The organism is Sphingomonas sp. SAFR-052, assembly GCF_051965015.1.
Taxonomy (GTDB): domain Bacteria; phylum Pseudomonadota; class Alphaproteobacteria; order Sphingomonadales; family Sphingomonadaceae; genus Sphingomonas.
In genome coordinates, this window is sequence record NZ_JBQCMO010000001.1 from 400,854 (window position 1) to 421,812 (window position 20,959).

The 20,959-nt window shown below is 65.2% G+C and carries 21 protein-coding genes; 8 read left to right on the forward strand and 13 right to left on the reverse strand.

Features of this window, described 5'->3' with window-relative positions; genetic code table 11:
• Nucleotides 1–3 precede the first annotated feature (3 nt).
• A complete protein-coding gene (locus tag ACTHQV_RS01870; protein ID WP_440488080.1) occupies nt 4–465 on the reverse strand; it encodes a hypothetical protein in 462 nt (153 codons plus the stop codon).
• Between the two features lie 76 nt (nt 466–541).
• Complete coding sequence (locus ACTHQV_RS01875; RefSeq protein WP_440488081.1) at nt 542–742, reverse strand: hypothetical protein; 201 nt, start codon at nt 740–742, stop codon at nt 542–544.
• 140 nt (nt 743–882) lie between these two features.
• Here ACTHQV_RS01875 and ACTHQV_RS01880 point away from each other — a divergent pair, with 140 nt between their 5' ends.
• Together ACTHQV_RS01880 and ACTHQV_RS01885 are read left to right on the forward strand one after the other, a co-directional pair.
• Nucleotides 883–3,744, forward strand: a complete 2,862-nt coding sequence (locus ACTHQV_RS01880) for a M16 family metallopeptidase (protein ID WP_440488082.1) — start codon at nt 883–885, stop codon at nt 3,742–3,744.
• Between the two features lie 11 nt (nt 3,745–3,755).
• A complete protein-coding gene (locus ACTHQV_RS01885) occupies nt 3,756–4,058 on the forward strand; it encodes a hypothetical protein (protein ID WP_440488083.1) in 303 nt (100 codons plus the stop codon).
• A 227-nt stretch (nt 4,059–4,285) separates the two neighbouring features.
• Here the strand turns inward: ACTHQV_RS01885 and ACTHQV_RS01890 are convergent, their stop codons facing one another.
• Complete coding sequence (locus tag ACTHQV_RS01890) at nt 4,286–5,596, reverse strand: NAD(P)/FAD-dependent oxidoreductase (protein ID WP_440488084.1); 1,311 nt, start codon at nt 5,594–5,596, stop codon at nt 4,286–4,288.
• A gap of 317 nt (nt 5,597–5,913) precedes the next feature.
• Here ACTHQV_RS01890 and ACTHQV_RS01895 point away from each other — a divergent pair, with 317 nt between their 5' ends.
• Nucleotides 5,914–6,546 (forward strand): outer membrane protein, encoded by a 633-nt coding sequence (locus tag ACTHQV_RS01895; RefSeq protein WP_440488085.1) that lies wholly within the window; start codon nt 5,914–5,916, stop codon nt 6,544–6,546.
• Nucleotides 6,547–6,719: 173 nt separating this feature from the next.
• Here the strand turns inward: ACTHQV_RS01895 and ACTHQV_RS01900 are convergent, their stop codons facing one another.
• Nucleotides 6,720–7,028: a hypothetical protein gene (locus ACTHQV_RS01900; protein WP_440488086.1), complete on the reverse strand. Its 309-nt coding sequence runs from the start codon at nt 7,026–7,028 to the stop codon at nt 6,720–6,722.
• A gap of 170 nt (nt 7,029–7,198) precedes the next feature.
• Between ACTHQV_RS01900 and ACTHQV_RS01905 the strand changes: the two genes are divergently transcribed.
• Entirely contained in the window at nt 7,199–7,534 is a 336-nt protein-coding gene (locus ACTHQV_RS01905) for an HNH endonuclease (protein ID WP_440488087.1), read from the forward strand.
• 251 nt (nt 7,535–7,785) lie between these two features.
• Here the strand turns inward: ACTHQV_RS01905 and ACTHQV_RS01910 are convergent, their stop codons facing one another.
• The 3 genes from ACTHQV_RS01910 to ACTHQV_RS01920 are packed head-to-tail and all read right to left on the reverse strand — an operon-like array spanning nt 7,786 to nt 9,319.
• The gene (locus ACTHQV_RS01910; protein ID WP_440488088.1) at nt 7,786–8,835 is read right to left on the reverse strand and encodes a ribonucleotide-diphosphate reductase subunit beta; all 1,050 of its coding nucleotides are present in this window, start codon (nt 8,833–8,835) and stop codon (nt 7,786–7,788) included.
• A 20-nt stretch (nt 8,836–8,855) separates the two neighbouring features.
• Nucleotides 8,856–9,122, reverse strand: a complete 267-nt coding sequence (locus ACTHQV_RS01915) for a hypothetical protein (protein WP_440488089.1) — start codon at nt 9,120–9,122, stop codon at nt 8,856–8,858.
• The gene (locus tag ACTHQV_RS01920; RefSeq protein WP_440488090.1) at nt 9,119–9,319 is read right to left on the reverse strand and encodes a hypothetical protein; all 201 of its coding nucleotides are present in this window, start codon (nt 9,317–9,319) and stop codon (nt 9,119–9,121) included. The genes ACTHQV_RS01915 and ACTHQV_RS01920 overlap by 4 nt, the downstream gene beginning before the upstream one ends.
• A gap of 53 nt (nt 9,320–9,372) precedes the next feature.
• On the opposite strand from ACTHQV_RS01920, the gene ACTHQV_RS01925 reads away from it, so the two are divergent.
• Nucleotides 9,373–9,651 (forward strand): DUF2171 domain-containing protein, encoded by a 279-nt coding sequence (locus ACTHQV_RS01925; protein WP_440488091.1) that lies wholly within the window; start codon nt 9,373–9,375, stop codon nt 9,649–9,651.
• 148 nt (nt 9,652–9,799) lie between these two features.
• Here the strand turns inward: ACTHQV_RS01925 and ACTHQV_RS01930 are convergent, their stop codons facing one another.
• The 3 genes from ACTHQV_RS01930 to ACTHQV_RS01940 form a co-directional block, all read right to left on the reverse strand.
• The gene (locus ACTHQV_RS01930; RefSeq protein WP_440488092.1) at nt 9,800–11,698 is read right to left on the reverse strand and encodes a ribonucleoside-diphosphate reductase subunit alpha; all 1,899 of its coding nucleotides are present in this window, start codon (nt 11,696–11,698) and stop codon (nt 9,800–9,802) included.
• Nucleotides 11,699–12,025: 327 nt separating this feature from the next.
• Nucleotides 12,026–12,433, reverse strand: a complete 408-nt coding sequence (locus ACTHQV_RS01935; protein ID WP_440488093.1) for a DUF4345 domain-containing protein — start codon at nt 12,431–12,433, stop codon at nt 12,026–12,028.
• Entirely contained in the window at nt 12,430–12,891 is a 462-nt protein-coding gene (locus tag ACTHQV_RS01940; RefSeq protein WP_440488094.1) for a DUF2721 domain-containing protein, read from the reverse strand. The genes ACTHQV_RS01935 and ACTHQV_RS01940 overlap by 4 nt, the downstream gene beginning before the upstream one ends.
• Before the next feature lie 89 nt (nt 12,892–12,980).
• On the opposite strand from ACTHQV_RS01940, the gene ACTHQV_RS01945 reads away from it, so the two are divergent.
• Nucleotides 12,981–14,081 (forward strand): GNAT family N-acetyltransferase, encoded by a 1,101-nt coding sequence (locus ACTHQV_RS01945; protein WP_440488095.1) that lies wholly within the window; start codon nt 12,981–12,983, stop codon nt 14,079–14,081.
• Nucleotides 14,082–14,157: 76 nt separating this feature from the next.
• Nucleotides 14,158–17,418 (forward strand): PAS domain-containing protein, encoded by a 3,261-nt coding sequence (locus tag ACTHQV_RS01950; protein ID WP_440488096.1) that lies wholly within the window; start codon nt 14,158–14,160, stop codon nt 17,416–17,418.
• A 26-nt stretch (nt 17,419–17,444) separates the two neighbouring features.
• On the opposite strand, the gene ACTHQV_RS01955 is transcribed toward ACTHQV_RS01950, so the two are convergent.
• Nucleotides 17,445–18,068 carry a response regulator gene (locus tag ACTHQV_RS01955; protein ID WP_440488097.1) on the reverse strand — a complete coding sequence of 208 codons (624 nt, stop codon included), beginning with the start codon at nt 18,066–18,068 and terminating at the stop codon, nt 17,445–17,447.
• A 108-nt stretch (nt 18,069–18,176) separates the two neighbouring features.
• Nucleotides 18,177–18,761 (reverse strand): isochorismatase family protein, encoded by a 585-nt coding sequence (locus ACTHQV_RS01960; RefSeq protein WP_440488098.1) that lies wholly within the window; start codon nt 18,759–18,761, stop codon nt 18,177–18,179.
• Nucleotides 18,762–18,934: 173 nt separating this feature from the next.
• Here ACTHQV_RS01960 and pncB point away from each other — a divergent pair, with 173 nt between their 5' ends.
• The gene (gene pncB, locus ACTHQV_RS01965; RefSeq protein ID WP_440488099.1) at nt 18,935–20,239 is read left to right on the forward strand and encodes a nicotinate phosphoribosyltransferase; all 1,305 of its coding nucleotides are present in this window, start codon (nt 18,935–18,937) and stop codon (nt 20,237–20,239) included.
• On the opposite strand, the gene trmB is transcribed toward pncB, so the two are convergent.
• Complete coding sequence (trmB, locus tag ACTHQV_RS01970) at nt 20,236–20,916, reverse strand: tRNA (guanosine(46)-N7)-methyltransferase TrmB (RefSeq protein ID WP_440488100.1); 681 nt, start codon at nt 20,914–20,916, stop codon at nt 20,236–20,238. The two genes, pncB and trmB, sit on opposite strands and share 4 nt — an antisense overlap.
• Nucleotides 20,917–20,959 lie beyond the last annotated feature (43 nt).

The window sequence follows — 20,959 nt, forward strand, 5'->3', positions numbered from 1 at the left end:
ACGTTACGCCTGCGCTTCGGCCCGCTGGCAGATGAAGCGCGACAGTTCTTGGCGCAGCGGCAGTCCGGCGGTCGGCCGCAGCGGCCCGTCATGCGCGACATTGGTTTCGACATGCGCGCGAGTGTCGGCCACGCCGACCACGTGGAACAGGTCGCGTTCGCAATCCAGTTCGGTGCGGGCATAGACGAAGCGGTCGCCGCGCTGCTGGCGCAGGATGGCGATCGTCGTGCCGGCAGCGGTCTTGCGTTGGCGCAGCAGTTCGTAGCGCGACTGGTCGTCCGATGGCGTCGGGATGACCTCGCCTTCCAGCGGATAGCGTTCGATCCCGTTGCCGGCCACGTCGGTTTCGACCAGATGACGCAGGTCGACCCGCTCAGCCGCGTTTTCGGCCGGCACGGTATTCGCCGACGTTCCGCACCCGGCCACCATCGTCGCGGCCAACAGTGCCGTCATCGATCGGATCATGAAGCTCTTACCTTTCTTCCAGGACAAAACACGTCCGGGGAAATGTTGCGACACGGCAATATTTGCCGAGTTGGGGTCAGCGCGAACGCAGTGCCCCGACTGCCGTCAGGAAGACAATGCCTCCTACGGCCAAAACGACCCCTCCAATATCTTCCCAACCGATCGCCAAAAGGCGGTCGAACTGGTCAGCGATCGGCAGCGTCGAGCGAAGCGTTTCGAATGGAATAGTCATGGCGCGTCGCAACATAATCACCGCTTGCGCGATGAAAACCGCCAAAACGGCCGATCGCTCCGAAGACATCATAAGTTACATGCGCGTAAAAATGGGGAGGGCGAACGGCAATGTGATGACGCTTGCACGACACAAATCCAGCCCATACACCGTCATTCCGTTTATCGATAATGTGTGGGGGTTCCATGTTTCGTACCGTCGCGTCCGTCCTGCTCGCGTCCACGGCGCTGGTCGGGGCCAGTGCGTTCGCTCAGTCCGCGGCCCCTGCGCCCGCACCGATCAAGGCGGCACCGCTGTCGGCGCTGGTGGCGCCGGTGAACATTCCCTACGAAAAATTCACCCTGCCCAACGGGCTGACCGTCATCACCCACACCGATCGCAAGGCGCCGATTGTTGCTGTGTCCGTGTGGTACGATGTCGGGTCGAAGCATGAGCCAGAGGGGAAAACGGGGTTCGCGCATCTGTTCGAGCATCTGATGTTCAACGGATCAGAAAATGCCCCGGGCGATTTCTTCGACCCGCTGCGCTCGATCGGTGCGACCGACCTGAACGGTACGACCAGCTATGATCGTACCAATTATTTCGAAACGGTGCCCAAGCCCGCGCTCGACCGCGCGCTGTTCCTCGAATCCGATCGCATGGGTTATCTGCTCGGCGCGGTGACGCAGGGCGTGCTCGACGAGCAACGCGGCGTCGTGCAGAACGAAAAGCGGCAGGGCGACAACCAGCCCTACGGCCTCGTCCGCTACAAGATGACCGAGGGCATCTTCCCGGTCGGCCACCCTTATCGCCATTCGGTGATCGGTTCGATGGCCGATCTCGACGCCGCCAGCCTCGAGGACGTGAAGAACTGGTTCCGCGGCCATTACGGCCCGAACAATGCGGTGCTGGTGCTGGCCGGCGATATCGACGCCAAGGAAGCGCGCCCGCTGGTCGAGAAATATTTCGGCGCGATCCCGAAGGGGCCGGAATCGGTCCTGCCGCAGATCAGCGTGCCGACGCTCGCCGCCCCGGTGCGCGAAGAGATGAAGGACCGCGTCGCCGCGACCATGATCATGAAGGTCTGGCCGGTGCCGGGCCTGAACGATCCCGACGCGCCCGCGCTCGACGTGGCGATGAGCGCGCTGGGCGGTCTCGCTTCTTCACGGCTCGACAACGAACTGGTGAAGAAGGACAAGCTGGCGGTGCAGGTGTCGGCCGGCGTCCAGTCGCTGTCGCAGGCGGGGATGCTGATCGTCCGCGCCGTCGTCCGCCCCGGCGTCGATGCGAAGCTGGTCGAGGCGAAGCTCGATCAGATCATCGCCGATTATCTGCGCACCGGTCCGACCGCCGACGAAGTCGCGCGCGTCGCCACGACCAACGTGTCGGGCACCATTTCCGGGCTCGAATCGGTCGGCGGGTTCGGCGGCAAGGCGGTCGCGCTGGCGTCGGGCGAACTCTACTCGAACGATCCGGGCTTCTATAAGAAGGAGCTGAACGCGCTCGCGACGATGACGCCCGACCGTGCCCGTGCCGCTGCGCAGAAGTGGATGTCGCGCCCGGCCTATACGCTGGTTGTCGTCCCCGGCGCCCGCGAAGGCTATGAAGAGGCGAAGGCGGTCCCCAAGGTCGCCGACAACAGCACGCCCGCCCCGGCGCAGGGCCCGGCCCAGGGTACCCGCGGCGCGATGCCCGCCGTGCCCGATGTCGGCGGCCAGCTGCAATTCCCGAAGGTCACGCGCAGCCGCCTCGCCAACGGTATGGAGCTGGTCTACGCACAGCGCACTGCCGTACCGGTGACGCAGGTGTCGATGGCGTTCGACGCCGGCATCGCCGCGGATGTGCCGGGCAAGCTCGGCACCGCCGGCATGGTGATGTCGGTGCTCGACGAAGGCACGACCACCCGCAATTCGATCGCGCTGGCCGAGGCGAAGGAACGGCTGGGCATGTCGATCTATGGCAACAACTCCGCCGACCAGACGACGATCGGCTTCTCGACGCCCAGCGCCAATCTGAACAGCTCGGCGTTGTTGTTCGCCGACGTACTGCGCAACCCGGCGTTCGACCCGGCGGAGATCGAACGCGTGCGCGGTCAGGTGCTGGCCCAGATCGGGCAGCAGCGGACCAATCCGCAGGGGCTGGCCGACATGACGCTGCCGCCTTTGCTCTACGGTGCCGATTCGCCCTATGCGAAGCTGGCGGCGGGCGTGGGCGATCCGGCGGCGGTCGCGTCGCTGACGCGCAACGACCTGCTGGCATGGCGCGGTGCGTGGCTGCGGCCCGACAAGGCGAAGATATTCGTGGTGTCCGATCGTCCGCTGGCGGAGGTGCAGGCGGCGCTCAACGCGGGTCTCGGCGACTGGCGCGCGACCGGCACCGGCGGCACCAAGACCTTCCCGGCCCAGCGCGCGACCACGACGCCGAAGATCGTGCTGGTCGACCGCCCCGATTCGCCCCAGTCGCTGATCGTCGCCGGACAGATGACGCCGCTGCAAGCGAAGTCGGACAATCTGGCGGCGACCACCGCCAATACGGTGCTCGGCTCGGGCTTCCTCAGCCGGATCAACATGGACCTGCGCGAGGCCAAGCACTGGTCGTACGGGGCACGTGGCGGCTATCAGTTAATGCAGAACGCCGTGCCTTACGTCATCAACGCCCCCGTTCAGGCCGACAAGACCGGCCCGGCCATCGCGTCGCTGCGCGAACAGATCAGCGGCTTCCTCGGCAATCAGGGCGTTACCCAGGTCGAGTTCCAACGCTCGATCGATGGCGAGACCCGCCAGCTTGCCGGCACCTACGAAACGGCCGGTGCGGTGCTGGGCGCGATGCAGGCGAACGACTTCCTCGGTCGCCCCGACAATTACCAGGCGACGTTGCCGCAAAAATATCGGGCACTCACCATATCGCAACTTGACGCTGCGGCACGGCGGGCACTCGATCCCAATCGCTTCGTTTACGTCGTCGTTGGCAATGCTGCGACCGTCCGGCCGCAGCTTGACGCGCTCGGATTGCCGGTGGAGGTGGTAGCGGCAACGCCGCCGTCCGCCCCGGCCGCCGCGGCAAAGTAAGGAGAGCGAAGATGGCGAATGTCGATGGCAGCTGGAACACGATCACCAAGTCGCCGATGGGCGACCAGCAGGCGACGCTGACCGTCAAGAGCGACGGCAGCACCTTCACCGGCAGCTACTCCGGGGCGATGGGATCGACCGAGATCACCGACGGCAAGGTCGATGGCGACAAGCTGTCGTGGAAGGTCGCGATCGTCGTGCCGATGCCGATGACGCTCGACTGCGAAGCGACGGTCGAGGGCGACACCATTTCGGGCACGGTCGGCGCCGGCGCGTTCGGCAGCTTCCCGATGGCCGGCAACCGCGTCGGCTGATCGACTGATCTGGAGCCGGAAACGGCCCGTCCGCAGACGATGCGGGCGGGCCGTGTGCGTTCAGTACGGCTGTTGCCGCAAACCGTATCTCCGCGGGCGGGACCTTTACGAAAGCTAGCCACACCGTGTCCCCGCGAAGGCGGGGACCCAGGGCCAGAAGCGCAGACCATTCATTTGCTCGACCCTGGCCAACTGCCTGCGCGGGGGTACGCTTGGCGCTGAGGTTTCTACTCCGCCGCCTGCGCCTCCGCCTCGATCTCCGGCAGGACCGCCGCGCGCGGTGTCTCGCCCGGATCAGGGGCATAGCCGGTCAGCAGCCGTGCGCCGCGGCCATAGGTGAACCACGACCATGCCCAATGGACATAGACCGACATCCGGCTGCGGAAATCGACCAGCAGCATCAGGTGGACCAGCGACCATGCCAGCCACGCGACGAAGCCCTTGAGCTTCAGCCCGGCAATCTCCGCCACCGCGCGCGATCGGCCAATCACTGCCATCGTCCCGTAATCGTGATAGCGGAACGTGGTGCTGGTGCTCGATCCGGCGATCTTCGCCGCCACCAGCTTGCCGACGAAATGCCCTTGCTGCTTGGCGACGGGCGCCAGGCCGGGCAGGGGGCCGTCGCCCGCATCGAAACTGGCGACGTCGCCGATCGCAAAGATGTTGGGATGGCCCGGCACCGAACAGTCGGGCCGCACCTTCACCGCGCCGTTCTTGGCGGCATCGGCCGACAACCACGCCGCTGCCGGTCGGGCTTCGGTACCCGCCGCCCATAGCACCGCCGCCGCATCGATCCGCTGGCTGCCGACGGTCAGCCCGCGTTCGTCGATCGCCTGTACCTTCTCGCCGGTGCGTACCTCGACACCGAGCGACTCAAGCATCTCGCGCGCCGCCAGCGACAGCTTCGGGTCGAACGCATTCAGGATGGTGTCGCCCATCTCGCACAAGACCACCCGCGTCGCACGCGGATCGACTCGGCTGAAATCGCGCGCCAGCGTCGTGCGGGCGAGTTCGGCGATCGTGCCGGCCAGTTCGACGCCGGTCGGCCCGCCGCCGACCACGGCAAAGGTCAGCAAACGCCGCAACTCGGCCGGATCGTCGCATTGCTCGGCCCGCTCGAACGCGCCGAGCAGCGCCGCCCGGATCGCCAGTGCATCGTCGATCGATTTCAGAACGAAGGCATGATCGCGCCAGTCGTCATTGCCGAAAAAGCTGTATCCCGCGCCGGTCGCGACGATCAGATAGTCGAAGCGCAACCGCCGCCCGTCGGCGAGGCAAAGTTCGTTCGCGGCGGCATCGATCCCGCTCGCCTCGGCCATCAATATGCGCGTGTTTTTATTGCGACGCAGCAGGGCGCGATTGGCGGTGGCGATGTCCGCCGGGGACAGCGCGGCCCCTGCCACCTGGTACAGCAGCGGCTGGAACAGGTGATGGTTCGTCCGGTCGATCAGGGTCACATCGGCATCGGCCCGGCGCAGCGCTTGTGCTGCGGCGATCCCGCCGAAGCCGGCACCGAGGATGATGACATGCGGTCGCATACGGCCTCGATCCGTCCTTTCTGCGGGTCCGGGCGCACTGCGCGACCGCGTCACCAACCCGCCAGCGCGGCGTTCGTTGCGCGGCGTTGCCGTCACGCCGCACCATGTTTGCCATATTGCCACCATGTTCCGGGCAGCATCGCCACGGTTCGTTCATCCGGGCGCAAGATACCGTTGCCGTTATAACACACCGGCCGCTTTCGTGACGTTCCTGTTGCGACGCAATGCAACTGGGGGCGGGGTTCGGGGTTCAGAGGGGCCACGGATAAACCGGCGCAGCTTCGACGCCGGGACCGTAAACGCTGATGAGGTTTTGTATGCGTAAGCTTTTCACCGTCGCTGCCGCTGCCGCCGCTTTTGTCGCCGCTCCTGCCTTTGCGCAGGACATGTCGACCACGACGCAGGACACCACGACCACCACCGAACCGGCCCCCGCTGTGACCGCGCCCGACGGCACCAGTGGCATCGGCTTCGAACCGTACATCGCCGTCATGGGCGGTTGGGAACAGTTCGATTCCGAAGCTACCAAGGCCGGCATCCCGCTGGTTCCGCGTAACGACAAGCTGAATGGCGCGCTGCTCGAGGGCATCGTCGGCTTCAACGTGCCGCTGGGCCCGGTATTCGTCGGTGCCGAAGGCAGCGTGTCGAAGGGCGTGTCGGGCGACATCGATTGGGATTACGGCGCCGCCGGCCGTTTCGGCTTCCGCGCGGGTGACTCGGGCCTGATCTACGGCAAGGTCGGCTATCGCTGGGTCAATTTCGACCGGTTCGGCACCGCCAGCCGCGACTATCACGAAATGACCTATGGCGCCGGTTTCGAAGTCGGCCCGAAGGACATCGGTCTGGGCGGCATCACCGGCAACTCGGGCGTCCGCCTGCGCGGCGAAGTGTCGACCTTCGGTTCGGCGCACAGCTTCCGTCCGATGCTGGGTCTGACGACCCACTTCTAAGCATGAATTTGGTTCGGGCGGGTCCGGCGTATCGGGACCCGCCCCGGTAATCGCGTAGCGAAGGAGGCCCCGGGCGATGGCTCGGGGCCTTTTTCTGTGGGTCCGGCTGTCGCGCATGAAAAAGCCGCCGGGCGCGAACCCGGCGGCTGGTTCCCGTAGGACGACGGGAAGGCTTATTCCTCGACGGTCACGCGACCGCGGCGGACGATCATTCCGCGCTCGGCCATTTCCTTGCGAAAATCATGCTCGGCGTCGGCGACCTCGCGGCGATATTCGTGCCACGCATCCTCGCGCGACGCGGCATCCTTCGCGCGGCGGAGATCCTTGCGCAGTTCGCGCTTCGCTTCGGAGATGTCGGTTTTATAATCCAGATAATAAGGATTATAGTCCGAATAGACCGGGACCGACCGGTCCTTCGCCAGGGACGGCGTCGCGATACAGGCAGTTGCGGCTGCGGCGATCAGCAATGGAAGGCGGTTCATGGGGGTTCTCCCTGTTCCTGAACTTGGCCGCGATACAACCCGCGTGGTTCGACGACGGTTCCTTCATCTACCGTTCATCTACCGGCGGGCGCCCGGTAACTTGCCGTCCCCGGCGGTCTTGCCGGATCGGTGACGGGTACCGATCTTGGGTTGATGGATGGGAGCAGGCAATGGCCGGACGCGTGAAGCGCAAGGCGGGACTGGCGGCGGCGGAAGCGCTCGCGTTGCGCGCCGCCGATCCGATGACCTGCGCCTTGTGCCACCGCCCGATCGGAACCCAGGTCGAATGGCATCACCGCGTGCCCAAGAGCGAGGGTGGGCGCGAAACCGTGCCGGTTCACCCGATCTGCCACCGCACCATCCACGCCAGTGCGACCAACGCCGAACTGGCCGGACCGCTCGCCGATCTGGACACGCTGCGTGAGGTGCCCGCGGTCGCCAAATTCGTGAAGTGGGTTGCGGACAAGCCGGCGGATTTCCGGGTGCCTGTGCGGCGGGCGCGGTAGGGTTCGGGGCGCGCCGACATTTCGCGCTGTCCTACACCATCGGCCATCGTCATCATGCTGCCGGGCGGTTGTGTGCGCGGCTCTTTGACATGGCAGATCGGATCGTCACGCCAACTGCGTGCAAGTGTGAACTTAGTGAACTTTGGGCGGTGGGCACGGGCAGAGCCCGTGCCGTCGGTCGGCGCTTTGGGCGCCGCCGGCCGATCGCGCCTTGAGGCTCGCGGCAGCCTACGCTGCCGCTTGTCCGGCGCTCATTCCGCCGCGACCCCCCCGAACATATCGCCCATCCCGCTGGCTTCCTCGTTGGCCGGCGCCACGACCTTCGCCTTCTGGCGCTTGTCGAAGCCTTCCCAGACCTCGTTCCAGTTGCCGCGCGTCGCCGCCTTCGAATATTCGGTCGCGCGCTGTTCGAAGAAGTTCGCATGCTCGACACCGTTCAGTAGCGGTGCCAGCCACGGCAGCGGATGTTCGTCGATCAGGTAGATCGGCTTCATCCCCAACTGCCCCAGCCGCCAATCGGCGATGTAGCGGATATACTTTTTGATCTCCTTCGCGGTCATGCCGTGCACCGGCCCCATTTCGAACGCGAGATCGATGAAATTATCCTCCAGCCGTACCGTCGTCTGGCACATGTCGGCAATGTCGTCGCGGACGCTGCGGGTCAGGCAGTCGCGTTCCTTGCAGAAGGCGTGGAACAGCTTGATGATGCCTTCGCAGTGCAGGCTTTCGTCGCGGACCGACCACGATACGATCTGCCCCATGCCCTTCATCTTGTTGAAGCGCGGGAAGTTCATCAGCATCGCGAACGACGCGAACAGCTGCAGGCCCTCGGTGAAGCCGCCGAACATCGCCAGCGTCTTGGCAATGTCCTCGTCGGTATCGACGCCGAAATTCTGCAGATAATCGTGCTTGTCCTTCATCTCGCTATATTCGAGGAAGGCGCCATATTCGCTCTCGGGCATGCCGATCGTGTCGAGCAGATGGCTGTACGCCGCGATATGTACCGTCTCCATGTTGGAGAAGGCGGCAAGCATCATCTTGATCTCGGTCGGCTTGAAGATGCGACCATATTTTTCGTGGTAGCAGTCCTGCACCTCGACGTCCGCCTGGGTAAAGAAGCGGAAGATCTGCGTCAGCAGGTTGCGCTCGTGCGGCGTCAGCTTCTGCGCCCAGTCGCGGCAATCCTCGCCCAGCGGCACCTCTTCGGGCATCCAGTGGATCTGCTGCTGGCGCTTCCAGAAATCGAACGCCCAGGGGTATTCGAACGGCTTGTACTGCTTGCGGGCTTCGGTGAGCGACATGGGGGTTACTCCGGGGAAACTTAGAATTGAATGGGATGAATGCCTTCAGCGGGTAGCATTCCGACAGATAAAGCGGCTGCGAACAGCCAGAAAATCGGCGCAGCAATCATCTGCGCCAGACCAAACCGTTTGATCTGGACCATCGACCAATCGCCGCCCGATATGGGTTGTCCGACGACGGTGCGATCAGCCCACGGGTTGGTTCGCATCCGCATGAACCGCAACCCGTTCAGAAATGAACCGATGCAGACGAAAGTGACCACGGTCAGAAATAGCGTACCGCTCATGTGCCGCTACTCCACGACCATTGCGCGATTCCAAAGATCGCCAAAATGATTCCGAGCGCCAGCGCCATCATTCCCACCATGCCATGTGCATAGCGGCTCTGCTGCGTGACCCGCGACCGCAGGCGCAGCAACAGCCAAAGGCCGACCGCGCCCGCGACCAGCGCGATGGCCAGCATGATGAGTACGTTCTGCGTCATGCGACCAACTGCGTGGACGTGCGTTTGACCGCCGCCCCCAACGGAGGATTATCATGGCCGATCTCAGCAACATCAAGGAACATGCCGAAGTCATCGGCGCCGACGGCGTCCATGTCGGCACCGTCGACCGCGTCGAAGGCGACCGCATCAAGCTGACCAAGAAGGACAGCGGCGCGGAAGTCGAAGGGGCCGAAGGCGGTTCGCATGCAGGGCATCACCATTATATCGATGGCGGCCTCGTGGCCGAGGTCGAGGGCGACACCGTCCGCCTGAGCGCCAATGCCGATGTCGCGGTGACGTTCGAAACCGAAGAGGATGGCAGCGCCATCTGATCGATCGCCCGATGTGCGACGGGGAAGGGGGCTTTTGGCCCCCTTTTTCGTGGCCTGTTCTGCCACACCGTCAGACGGGTCCGCTACGCGACCCCGCTGCCAGCCGTGGCGAGTCATCGATTTGCTCACGCAAATCGATGCCGCCCGCTCACTGACAGGCCAAGCACTCGTCATAATCGGTGGTCTCGCCCAGATCGAACTTGGCCAACTCGGACGTGTTGTCCGCCTCGACACCGCCGGCGAACCCGGCACGCTGCACCGACTTCGACCGCAGATAATAGAGCGATTTGATACCCAGCTCCCATGCACGATAGTGGAGCATCAGCAGGTCCCACTTCTCGACATCGGCCGGGATGAACAGGTTGAGCGACTGCGCCTGATCAATGAACGGCGCGCGGTCCCCGGCCAGTTCGAGCAGCCAACGCTGGTCGATCTCGAAGCTGGTCTTGTACGTGTCCTTCTCTTCCTGGCTGAGGAAGTCGAGATGCTGGACCGATCCGCCACGCTCGAGGATCGAGTTCCACACCGCATCGCTGTTCTTCGACTTCGCGATCAGCAACTTTTCAAGATACGGGTTCTTGACCGACCACGATCCCGACAGCGTCTTGTGGGTATAGATGTTCGCCGGGATCGGCTCGATGCACGCGCTCGTCCCACCGCAGATGATGCTGATCGACGCGGTCGGCGCGATCGCCATCTTGCAGCTGAACCGTTCCATCACGCCCATATCGGCGGCGTCGGGGCAGGGGCCGCGCTCGTTGGCGAGGTGCATCGACGCCTCGTTCACCTGCGCGTTGACGTGGCGGAAAATCTTCAGATTCCACGCCTTCGCCATCGCACCCTCGAACGGGAGCCCACGCGCCTGCAGGAACGAGTGGAAGCCCATGACGCCCAGGCCGACCGAGCGCTCGCGGCTCGCCGAATAGCGGGCGCGGGCCATCTCGTCGGGCGCACGCTCGATATAGTCGGTGAGCACATTGTCGAGGAAGCGCATCACGTCCTCGATGAACCGCTTGTCGCCGTTCCATTCGTCCCAGGTTTCGAGGTTCAGCGACGACAGGCAGCACACCGCGGTACGATCGTTGCCAAGATGATCCTTGCCGGTCGGCAGCGTGATCTCGCTGCACAGGTTCGAGGTCGAGACCTTTAGGCCCAGATCGCGATGATGCTTGGGCATCGTGTTGTTCACATGGTCGCTGAACACGATGTACGGCTCGCCGGTGGCGAGGCGGGTCTCGACCAGCTTCTGGAACAGCGAACGCGCATCGACCTTGCCGCGGACCGACCCGTCCTTCGGGCTCTTCAGCTCCCATTCGGCCCCGTCGCGCACCGCTTCCATGAACGCGTCGGGGATCAGCACGCCGTGGTGCAGGTTCAACGCCTTGCGGTTAAAGTCGCCCGAGGGCTTGCGGATTTCGAGGAACTCCTCGATCTCCGGATGGCTGATGTCGAGATAGCAGGCGGCCGACCCCCGACGCAGCGACCCCTGCGAAATGGCGAGGGTCAGCGAATCCATGACGCGGACGAACGGGATGATGCCGCTGGTCTTGCCGTTCAGGCCGACCGGCTCGCCGATGCCGCGCACGCTGCCCCAATAGGTGCCGATGCCGCCGCCGCGCGACGCCAGCCACACATTCTCGTTCCACGTCTCGACAATGCCTTCGAGGCTGTCGGGGACCGAGTTGAGATAGCAGCTGATCGGCAGGCCGCGCCCGGTGCCGCCGTTCGACAGGACCGGGGTAGCCGGCATGAACCACAGCTTCGAGATATAGTCGTACAGCCGCTGGGCATGCGCCGCATCATCGGCATAGGCCGACGCCACGCGCACGAACAGATCCTGGTACGATTCGCCCGGCAGCAGATAGCGGTCCTTGAGCGTATCCTTGCCGAAATCGGTCAGCAGCGCATCGCGTGAATGATCGACCTCGACCGCGTGCAGCAGCGCGTCGACGGTGCGGCTGGTGCGCTCCTGAGCCGGGGCGGCGGGGGCCGGATCGGCGAATTGCAGTTCGTTCATCTGGGCATCCTGACTATCCTGGAAGGTCATCGTCCCGTTCCTCTTGTGTTCTAGCATGGGGCGCCAGCCCCTGTCGATTTCCTTGGAACGCCCGCGCGCGCCATCGCTGTTGACAAGCATTGGCGACAGTGGAGGTTCCGGCGGGCGACACACTATCTGTAGCGCCTCTCCCGCGTTCGCCACCACTAATTGTAGGAAAGCCGGCGATGCGCAAGCCGGCAAATTTACCACGCGGCAGGGCCGAAACGCTGATCCTGGTCGCGACGCGCGGCGATCCGCCGGGTTCGCGAAATGCAAGCGAACTTTTCGGGAACGCAGAAAAATATGATCGCCCGGAATCGATTTGTGGGCGGAACTTTATGGCGTCGCGGCCACCGCGCATCGCCGAGTAATACGGGTCTGCCACAAGAGCAGCAGCGGCACGACGATCAGCTCGATACACAGGCCCAGCACATGCCCCGCCGACGGCGCGCCCATGCTGCCGAGCGACACCAGCCGCGCCAACCCGCCGCCGACGACCATCACACCGAGTAGCCGGAACCGCGCCGTCTTCGATTCGATCGCCGGGATACAGGTCAGGAAGGCGATACCCATCACCAGGAAGATACCCGAGAGATAGCGGAAATGACTGTCGAGATCGGTTGTTGGTCCGGGTTGCAGCCACGCCGCGCCGTGCACGATGCCGAACGTCGATGCCGCCAACGGGACGAGGCAGGTGATCGCGACCGCCGCCTGCAACAGGGTCCGCTCGAAGTGCGGGGTCACTTGCGCTCGCGTTCCAGCAGTTCGGCGCGGACACGAATCGCGTGGACCGACATGCGCACCTCGAACAGGAACCAGACCAGCCCACCGATCAGCAACACCATCGACAGGACGAACGCGATCGCCACCGCCTTGCCGAGGCCAAGGTCAAGCAGTTCAGCGATGAACAGCATCGCGACCACCGTACAGTTGGCGACCGCCGACAGCACGACAAGGAACACCGCGTTGTTGATGACGCGGATGCGCCGGTCGAGCAGCCGCAGTTCGAACACGTGCCGCTCATGCTCGGGCCCGGTCGAGGATGGGTGCAGCTTCTCTAGGTCGCGGGCACGGTCGACGATCCGCGCCAGCCGCCCGACCATGACGTTCAGGATCGCCCCGATCCCCGCCAGCAGGAAGACCGGCGCGATCGCGGTCTGGATCGTCTTGGCGACGGTCGACAGGACAGGTTCGAATTCCACCGCGTCGATATGCCGTGGCCGGCGAGGGCGGGCAAGGTCGCGCAAGGTTCGCAACGCGGATCGCTACCCAATCGTAACCGGTTATGGGCATGATGATACCCATGTTGCTGCGTGCTTCCCCTTCAATCGCCCGGACGAGCGACGACCTGCCCGACGCGATCGATACCGTCGCGGCCTCGGCAGTGCCGACCCACCGGTTCCTGCGTCGCCAATGGTATGCGGCGGCAATCGCCGCCTATGGCGGCACGGCGCGAACGCTGCTGGTCGAACGCGGCGGGCGGCCGATGCTGGCGCTGCCGTTGATTGGGCTGGGGCCGGAACCGTTGCGCATGGCGCAGCTGCCCGGCGGCTACTGGCCGTTCCGCAGCGGACCGGTCGCGCAGGATGCCGGTCCCGGAGACTTTGCGGCGCTGTTGAGCGAAGCACGACGGCAGATGCGCGGCTTCCGGCTGGGGCCGGTCTATGACGGCGATCCGATGCTGGCCGGACTGTTGGACGCGGCACAAGCGAGCGGGTGGCGGGCGCTGCCGCGCTTCATCGCCGACAGCTATCTGCTCGACATCACCGCGCAGCAGGCAGAGGGCGAGTGGCCGCGGCGGTCGACGCTGCGCAAGAACCGCTTCAACGAGAAGCACCTTAGGACACTAGGCGCTCCCGACTGGTCGTTCGCCAGCGGTGACGATTGGCAGCCGCAATTGTTCGACGATCTGGCCGCGATCGAATCGGCAAGCTGGCTCGCCACGCGTACCGACGGCCGCGATGCGAAATTCACGCTCACCGGACATGGGCGTTTCTGGCGGGCGGCGGCGGCTGATCCGGTACTCGCCGACATGATGCGGGTCGCACTGCTGCGGATGGACGGCAAACCCGCCGCCTTCTCGTTCGACCTTCACGCCGGCACGCATCGATATGCGATCGCCAACAGCTATGACCTGAACTATGCCCGGCACTCGCCGGGGCGACTGCTCTATTACCGCAACCTCGTCCGCGCGGTCAGCGATGGTGTCACCCAGGTCGATTGGGGGGCGGGGGATAGCGGGTATAAGGGGCAGATCGGCGCCGAACGAGGGCCATCGATCCGTGACTGGTTGTTCTTGCGGCCCGGCCTGCCAGCACTAGCCGGACGGTTGCTGGCACGGCGCTGGGCCGCGTCGGGATCGGCGTCGGTGACCACTGATTTGGATCAATAAGTTCGCGCGCGACATTGCCGCGGCGTCGCGGATCGGTCAGAATTGGCAGCCTCCGCAACCCGACGGATGATCGCGCATGACCGGCCCATCGCCCAGCAGTTCGCCCGACCCATCGGCGCGGTCCGATGCGCCGGCGAAGGCCGCCATCCGCTGGCCGCGGCCGGGCATACGGCGCGTTGCCGAACGACGCCATGTCGACCTGCTCAGCTATGCTGCGATCCTGTTCGTCGTCACGATCCTCGCTCTGTCGATCATGCCGGTGTTGCAGGGGGCGTTGCTGATCTGGCCGGCGACGCCGATCGCGGTTGCGACCTTGTCGCGCAACGCGACGTGGCGCTGGCCGATCCTGACCAGCGTCACCTTCGGTACCCTGATCACGGCAGGTCTGGTGGTCGGCCTTCCGCTGGTCGCGGTCACTATCTATGCGGTCATCGACATTGCCGTCATCCTGTCGGTGGCGGGCATCTTGCGGCGGATCAGCCCCGACTCGCGATTGCTGCGTGGGTACGGACTGACGATCGGAACAGCGCTGTTCGGTGCGACGCTCAGCACGCTGCTGGCCATGGCGTTCAGCTGGTTCTGGCATGGCGGCATCATCGCCTACCATGCCGTCCAATGGTTCGCATCGGGCGCAATGGGCCTGATCGTGCTGTTGCCCGCACTCAAGGTAACGCGACGCGCATTGGCGGAAGAACTGGAGACGCTTTCCGCCAAGCTGATCGTGCCGGTCGCGGTATCGACGGCGACGGCCGCGCTGGTGTTCTTTGCCGGACGCAATCCCTCGCTGTTCCTGCTGCTGCCGTGTGGTGTGTTCGCGGCGCTCTTTTCCCGGTTCGTCGGCGTGTCGCTGTCGACGCTCATCATTGCGGCCATTGCCACGGTTGCCACGCTGAACGGCGTCGGGCCGATCGTCGGTGCCTTCGACACGATCGCTGACCAGACCCTATTCTTGCAACTCTTCATTGCCGTCATCGCGCTGACCAGCTTTCCGGTCGCGTCGCTGCTCTACGAACAATCGCTCGCGCTCAACGAGATCCGCGACAACGAACGACAGCTGCGGATGATGACCGACTATTCGACCGACCTTATCGTGCGGATCGGTCGCGACGGCGTCCGTCGCTACGCGTCGCCGGCATCGATGCGCCTGCTGGGATACACGCCTGAGGAGATGATCGGGCGCACCCCCTATGCATCGATCCATCCTGATGACCGCAACCGCGTACGCCGACAGACCTATGCCCTGGTCCCTGGCGGAGAAAGCACCGTCTTCCGCTATCGGATGCAGCATCGCGACGGCCATTATGTCTGGTTGGAAGGGGCATTCCGCCTGATCGGCGACAACCGCTATAATTGCGAGATGATCGGGTCGATCCGTGACATCGGTCTGCGCCGTGCGGCCGAGAGCAAGGCGATCGAGTCGATCACCCAGCTGGAGGAGCAGCAGCGGTTGCTGGCCATGGCCGAGAGCGCGGCACGGCTGGGCCATTGGCGGCTAAACCTGATGGACCGGCGCAACCTGTGGTCGCCCGAAATTTTCCGTATCCACGGCCTGCCTCCGGGCGAGGAACCGTCGCTCGACGCCGCGATCGACTTCTACCATCCCGACGACCGGGCAATGGTCCGTGCCCAGATCGAGCGGGCGATTGCGACCGGCGGGTCGTTCGCCTTCGACGCGCGGCTGGTCCGGCGCGATGGCACGATCCGCTGGGTCGCGTCGCGCGGTCAGGCGGAGCGGGGGCAGGGGGCGGAGGTGGTCGGCCTGTTCGGCGTGCTGCAGGATACCACCGATCAGGTCGCGGCGATGAGCGACCTGCGCGCAGCACGAGAGGACGCCGAACGCGCGCTGGCGGCAAAGGCCACGTTCACCGCGACGATCAGCCACGAAATCCGCACGCCGCTGACCTCGATCCTCGCTGCAGCACAATTGCTGCGCGATACCCCCGACCGGACCGAGCGGATGCGGCATCTCGACTCGCTTGAACAGGCGGGGCGGACGCTGTCGGACATCGTCGACGACGTGCTGACCTTTTCGAAGCTGGAAGGGGGGCATAGCGAACCCGAGGCGATCGTGTTCGAACCCTGCAAGCTGCTGGCGATGGTCACCGGCATGTTCGCAGCCGAGGCGGAGCGCCATATGGTCTCGCTCGATTTCGACGTGCCCGAGGGGCGGGTGATCGGCGATCCGGCCCGTTTGCAGCGCGTGTTGACCAATCTCGTCGGCAATGCCGTCAAATTCACCCGTGCCGGATCGGTCAACATCACTGCGACACGCGATACCGGCGATTGCTGGCGGTTCGAGGTCGCCGATACCGGGGTCGGCATCCGCGACGACCGGCTGGACGCGATCTTCGAACCGTTCGTGCAAGCCGATGCTTCGACCACGCGCAGCTATGGCGGCACCGGGCTGGGGCTCAGCATTAGCCGGATGCTGGTCGAGTCGATGGGAGGCAACATCGGCGTCGTCAGCCGCCCCGGCGCCGGCTCGCGTTTCTGGTTCTATCTGCCGCTCCCGGTTGCCGGACGCATGGCGCTGACGGTGGATACGCCTATGGCTGGACCACACGCAATCCGGGCCGGCGAGCGCGGGAACGTCTCCAGCGTCCTCGTCGCCGAGGATAACGACACCAACCGCTATCTGATCGCCGAGATCGTCCGGCGACTGGGCCATGAGGTCGTCGCGGTCGAAAACGGGGCGCGGGCGGTCGAATATGTCACGGCGGCAACGGGCAACCCGGTCGATCTGGTGTTGATGGACGTGCAGATGCCGGTAATGGACGGCATCGCCGCGACCCGCGCGATCCGGGCATGGAGCGGGGCGGGGGCGAGCGTGCCGATCTATGCGCTGACCGCCGATCTCTCCGCCGAACGCCGCGCCGAGGTCCTTGGGGCGGGGATGAACGGCATCCTGACCAAACCGGTCGACGTACCCCATCTACGCGCCGTACTCGATCAAACGGCAATGCCCCTCGACCGCCCGGCGGTACCCAGGCCGGGGGCGGGGGCCATCGACGCGAACCGGGTGCAGTCGCTGACCGACGCGCTCGGGCCCGCACAGCGCGACACGCTGCTGTCGCTGCTGATCCAGGACGCGGCACGGATACCGGCCCGTCTGCGCACGTTAGTGGCGCACGACCGGCTCAATCTGGCGCGGCGGGAAGCCCATGCGCTGCGCGGGGCTGCGGCCAGCATGGGGGCGATCGACCTGATTGCGGCATTGCAGGTGATCGAGGATGCGCCGGACGAGGCGCCGATCGATCCCGCCGCGCTGGACGAGATCGAACGTTGCGCAACGGCGGTGATCGACGCGGCGCAACGAGCGATGGCCGAACCGGTCTGATCGGCAGCGGTGCCGAACGACGGGCGCTAGGCGTCGAACGCCTGTAGCGCCAGCACCGCTTGCGTCCGGTTGTTGACGCCCAGTTTGCGGAAGATCGCCGACAGATGCGATTTGACGGTCGGCTCGGCCAGTTGCAGGTCGTACGCTATCTGCTTGTTCTGATGCCCGTTGGCGATGGCGCGCAGCACGCGCAGCTGCGCGATCGACAACGTGCCCATCCGTTCGGCCAGATCGACGCGCGGATCAGCCTGCGGCACGTCCTCCAACCCGGCCGGGACCCACGAGTTGCCGGCAAGCAGATTGCGGATCGCCTCCATCATCTCGTCGATCGACGAGGATTTCGGGATGAAACCCTGCGCACCGAGCGCGCGGGCCTGGGCGACTACCGCCGGTTCCTCACGTCCCGACACGATCGCGATCGTTGCCGACGGCCGTACCGCGCGCAACAGCGCCAAGCCGGCAAAACCCTGTACGTCGGGCAGCATCAGGTCGAGCAGGACCAGGTCATATGCCTGTTGCCGAACGAGACTTTCCGCTTCGGCCAGGGTCGTCACGCAATCCTTGGTCACCGACGGATCGACGGCGCGCGCCGCCATGCCGAGCGCGGTGGCGCACATCGGATGGTCGTCAGCGACAAGAATATGCGTCATCCATCCACCCTTGTTCCCACAGCCGTTCGGCGGTGGAGCGCTTTTGGTATATCATGCGCTATGGCCCGTTACCAAGTGATTGAACATGCTCGACTTGGGATTGCACAATTACAGGACAGCCACCTGACTCTCAAAATCCTCTGCGACGACCTGTTCGATCGAACGGATGATCCCGCGGGTCAGCGCCGCCGGTACGGTAACCGTAAAGCCGCGCGCGATCAGGCCGTCGACCGCCCAGCGGACGCAATAATCGGCGGCGACGCCCACCACGATCGCGCGCGAAACGCCGCTGTGGCGCAGATCGGCGAAGAAGGCCTCGCGGTCGATCGGCGCGGCGATCCCGCGCGGATCGTGGAGAACCAGCCCGTCCTCCGCCCACATGTCGAACACCCCTTTTTCGACCGTCCGGCACGGGATGGCGGGGGGCATCGACAGCGGATCGATCAGGTTGCGCCAACCCGCACTTCCTTTGACGCAGTGGATCGGGAACAGTTCGGCCTCGGCACTCATCGGATAGGTGTCGGCGAAATGGGTGTCGAACGTAAAGACGATCGCGGCAGTGTCGTCGGCGGTGCGCGCGTTCAGCCAATCGGTCAGCGGTTCGACGATCGCCTCCGCCCCCGCAACCGGTAGCGCACCGTCGGCCAGGATGAAGTCCGCCTGCGTATCCACCACGACGATCACGTCGGCCATCTCCAACCTCCCGTATCTGGCCAATTGCATATCCCAAAAACATAAAGCTAAGGCGGAGGGAAGATGCCTCAGTCCCCGTCGATACAGGATCCGCCGGTCACGTTACGCTGCGGGCGACCGGAGCCAGGGGCGGATTTCGACCCGCAGATATCCAGGTTCCGAAAGGCCGATCGATGGTGGTGACCGATATCGCGACCCGCGTGTGGAACCATGGCTGGCGGCTGGACCCGGTGGTGCGCAGCCTGCTCGACACCGATTTCTACAAGCTGCTGATGGTGCAGATGATCCGCGAGGTGCATCCGGACGTCCGCGCGACCTTTGCGGTCATCAATCGCAGCAAGTCGGTGCGGCTGGCCGAGGTGATCGACGAGGGCGAACTGCGCGCTCAGCTCGACCATGCACGGACGGTAGGGTTCAGCAAGCAGGAACTGATCTGGCTGGCCGGCAACAGTTTCTACGGCGTGCGGCGCATGTTCTCGCCCGGCTTCATCGACTGGCTCGGCCGGTTTCGCCTGCCCGACTACGACCTGTCGGTGCGCGACGGGCAGTATGAGCTGCACTTCGAAGGGCCATGGGCGGAAACCTCGTTATGGGAAATTCCGGCGCTGACCATCGTCAACGAATTGCGCGCACGGGCGGCGCTGCGCGATCACGGCCGGTTCGCACTCGACGTCACCTATGCGAGGGCAAAGGCACGGCTGTGGGACAAGGTCGAGCGGCTGCGGGCGCTGCCCGACCTGGTCCTGTCCGATTTCGGCACGCGGCGTCGGCATGGTTTCCTGTGGCAGCGCTGGTGTGTCGAGGCGTTGCAGGAGGGGCTGGGCGATCGGTTCGTCGGCACGTCCAACGTGCTGCTGGCGATGCAGGCGGGGGTCGAGGCGATCGGCACCAACGCCCACGAACTGCCGATGGTCGAGGCGGCGCTGGCCGGGGACGACGCAGGCATCGCCTCCGCGCCGTACCGGGTGCTGGCGGAGTGGCGGCGGCATTATGGCGGCAACCTGCTGATCGCGCTGCCCGATGCCTATGGCACCACCGCCTTCCTGCGCGACGCGCCCGACTGGCTGGCCGACTGGACCGGCTTCCGCCCCGACAGCATGCCGCCGATCGAGGGCGGCGAGCAGATCCTGCGCTGGTGGCGGGAACGCGGCGTCGATCCGCGGTCGAAGCTGTTGATCTTCTCCGACGGTATGGACGTCGACAGCATCATGGCGACCTACCGCCACTTTCACGGCCGGGTGCGGATGAGCTTCGGCTGGGGGACCAACCTGACCAACGACTTCCGCGGTTGCGATCCGCTGGGCGGCGAGGGGCTGGAGCCGATCTCGCTGGTGTGCAAGGTCGTCAGCGCCAATGGCCGCCCGGCGGTCAAGCTGTCGGACAATCCGGCCAAGGCGACCGGCGACCCGGCCGACATCGCCCGCTATCTCCGCATCTTCGGCGAGAGCGGCCGGGTGGCGAGCCCCGTCGCGGTCTAGAGGCGGACGTAGCGGAAGTACCAGACTTCATGGCCCTGCCGCCGTGCCTTGCGTTCGTAGCGGGTTTCGGGCCAGTCGGCGGGGCGGGTGAGGAAGTCGGCGGCGGTCTGCGCCTGCCATGCGAAGTCGCGGCGCTGGTCCATGACCATCATTGCCCAGCGGCAATAGGTCGGGTCGTCGGTGCCGAGCCGGAACTCGCCGCCCGGACGCAGCTTGGCGGCGATCAGGTCCATCGGGCCGTGGTTCATCATCCGCCGCTTGGCATGGCGCGCCTTTGGCCACGGATCGGGGTGGAGCAGATAGACGCGCTCCAGCGAAGCATCGGGGAACCGTTCGATCACCTCGAGCGCGTCGCCCATGTGCAGGCGGACATTGGCCAGTTCGCCGTCGCGGATATGGTTGAGCGCACCGACCACGCCGTTGAGGAACGGTTCGCAGCCGATGAAGCCATGGTCGGGCCGCGCGGTCGCCTGTCCCGCCAGATGCTCGCCGGCGCCGAAGCCGATCTCGACCTCCACGGGCCGGTCGTCTCCGAACAGGACGCGCGAATCGAGCGGCCCAGTTTCGGGAACCGAGACGCGGGGCAGCAGTTCCTCGACAAGCGCGGCCTGTCCCTGGCGCAGCTTGTGGCCCTGTCGACGGCCATAGAGGCGGCGAATGGTAGTGGGATCGTTCATCGCCGCGCTCCTACCCGGCGCGGCGGTGATCCGACAAGGGAGC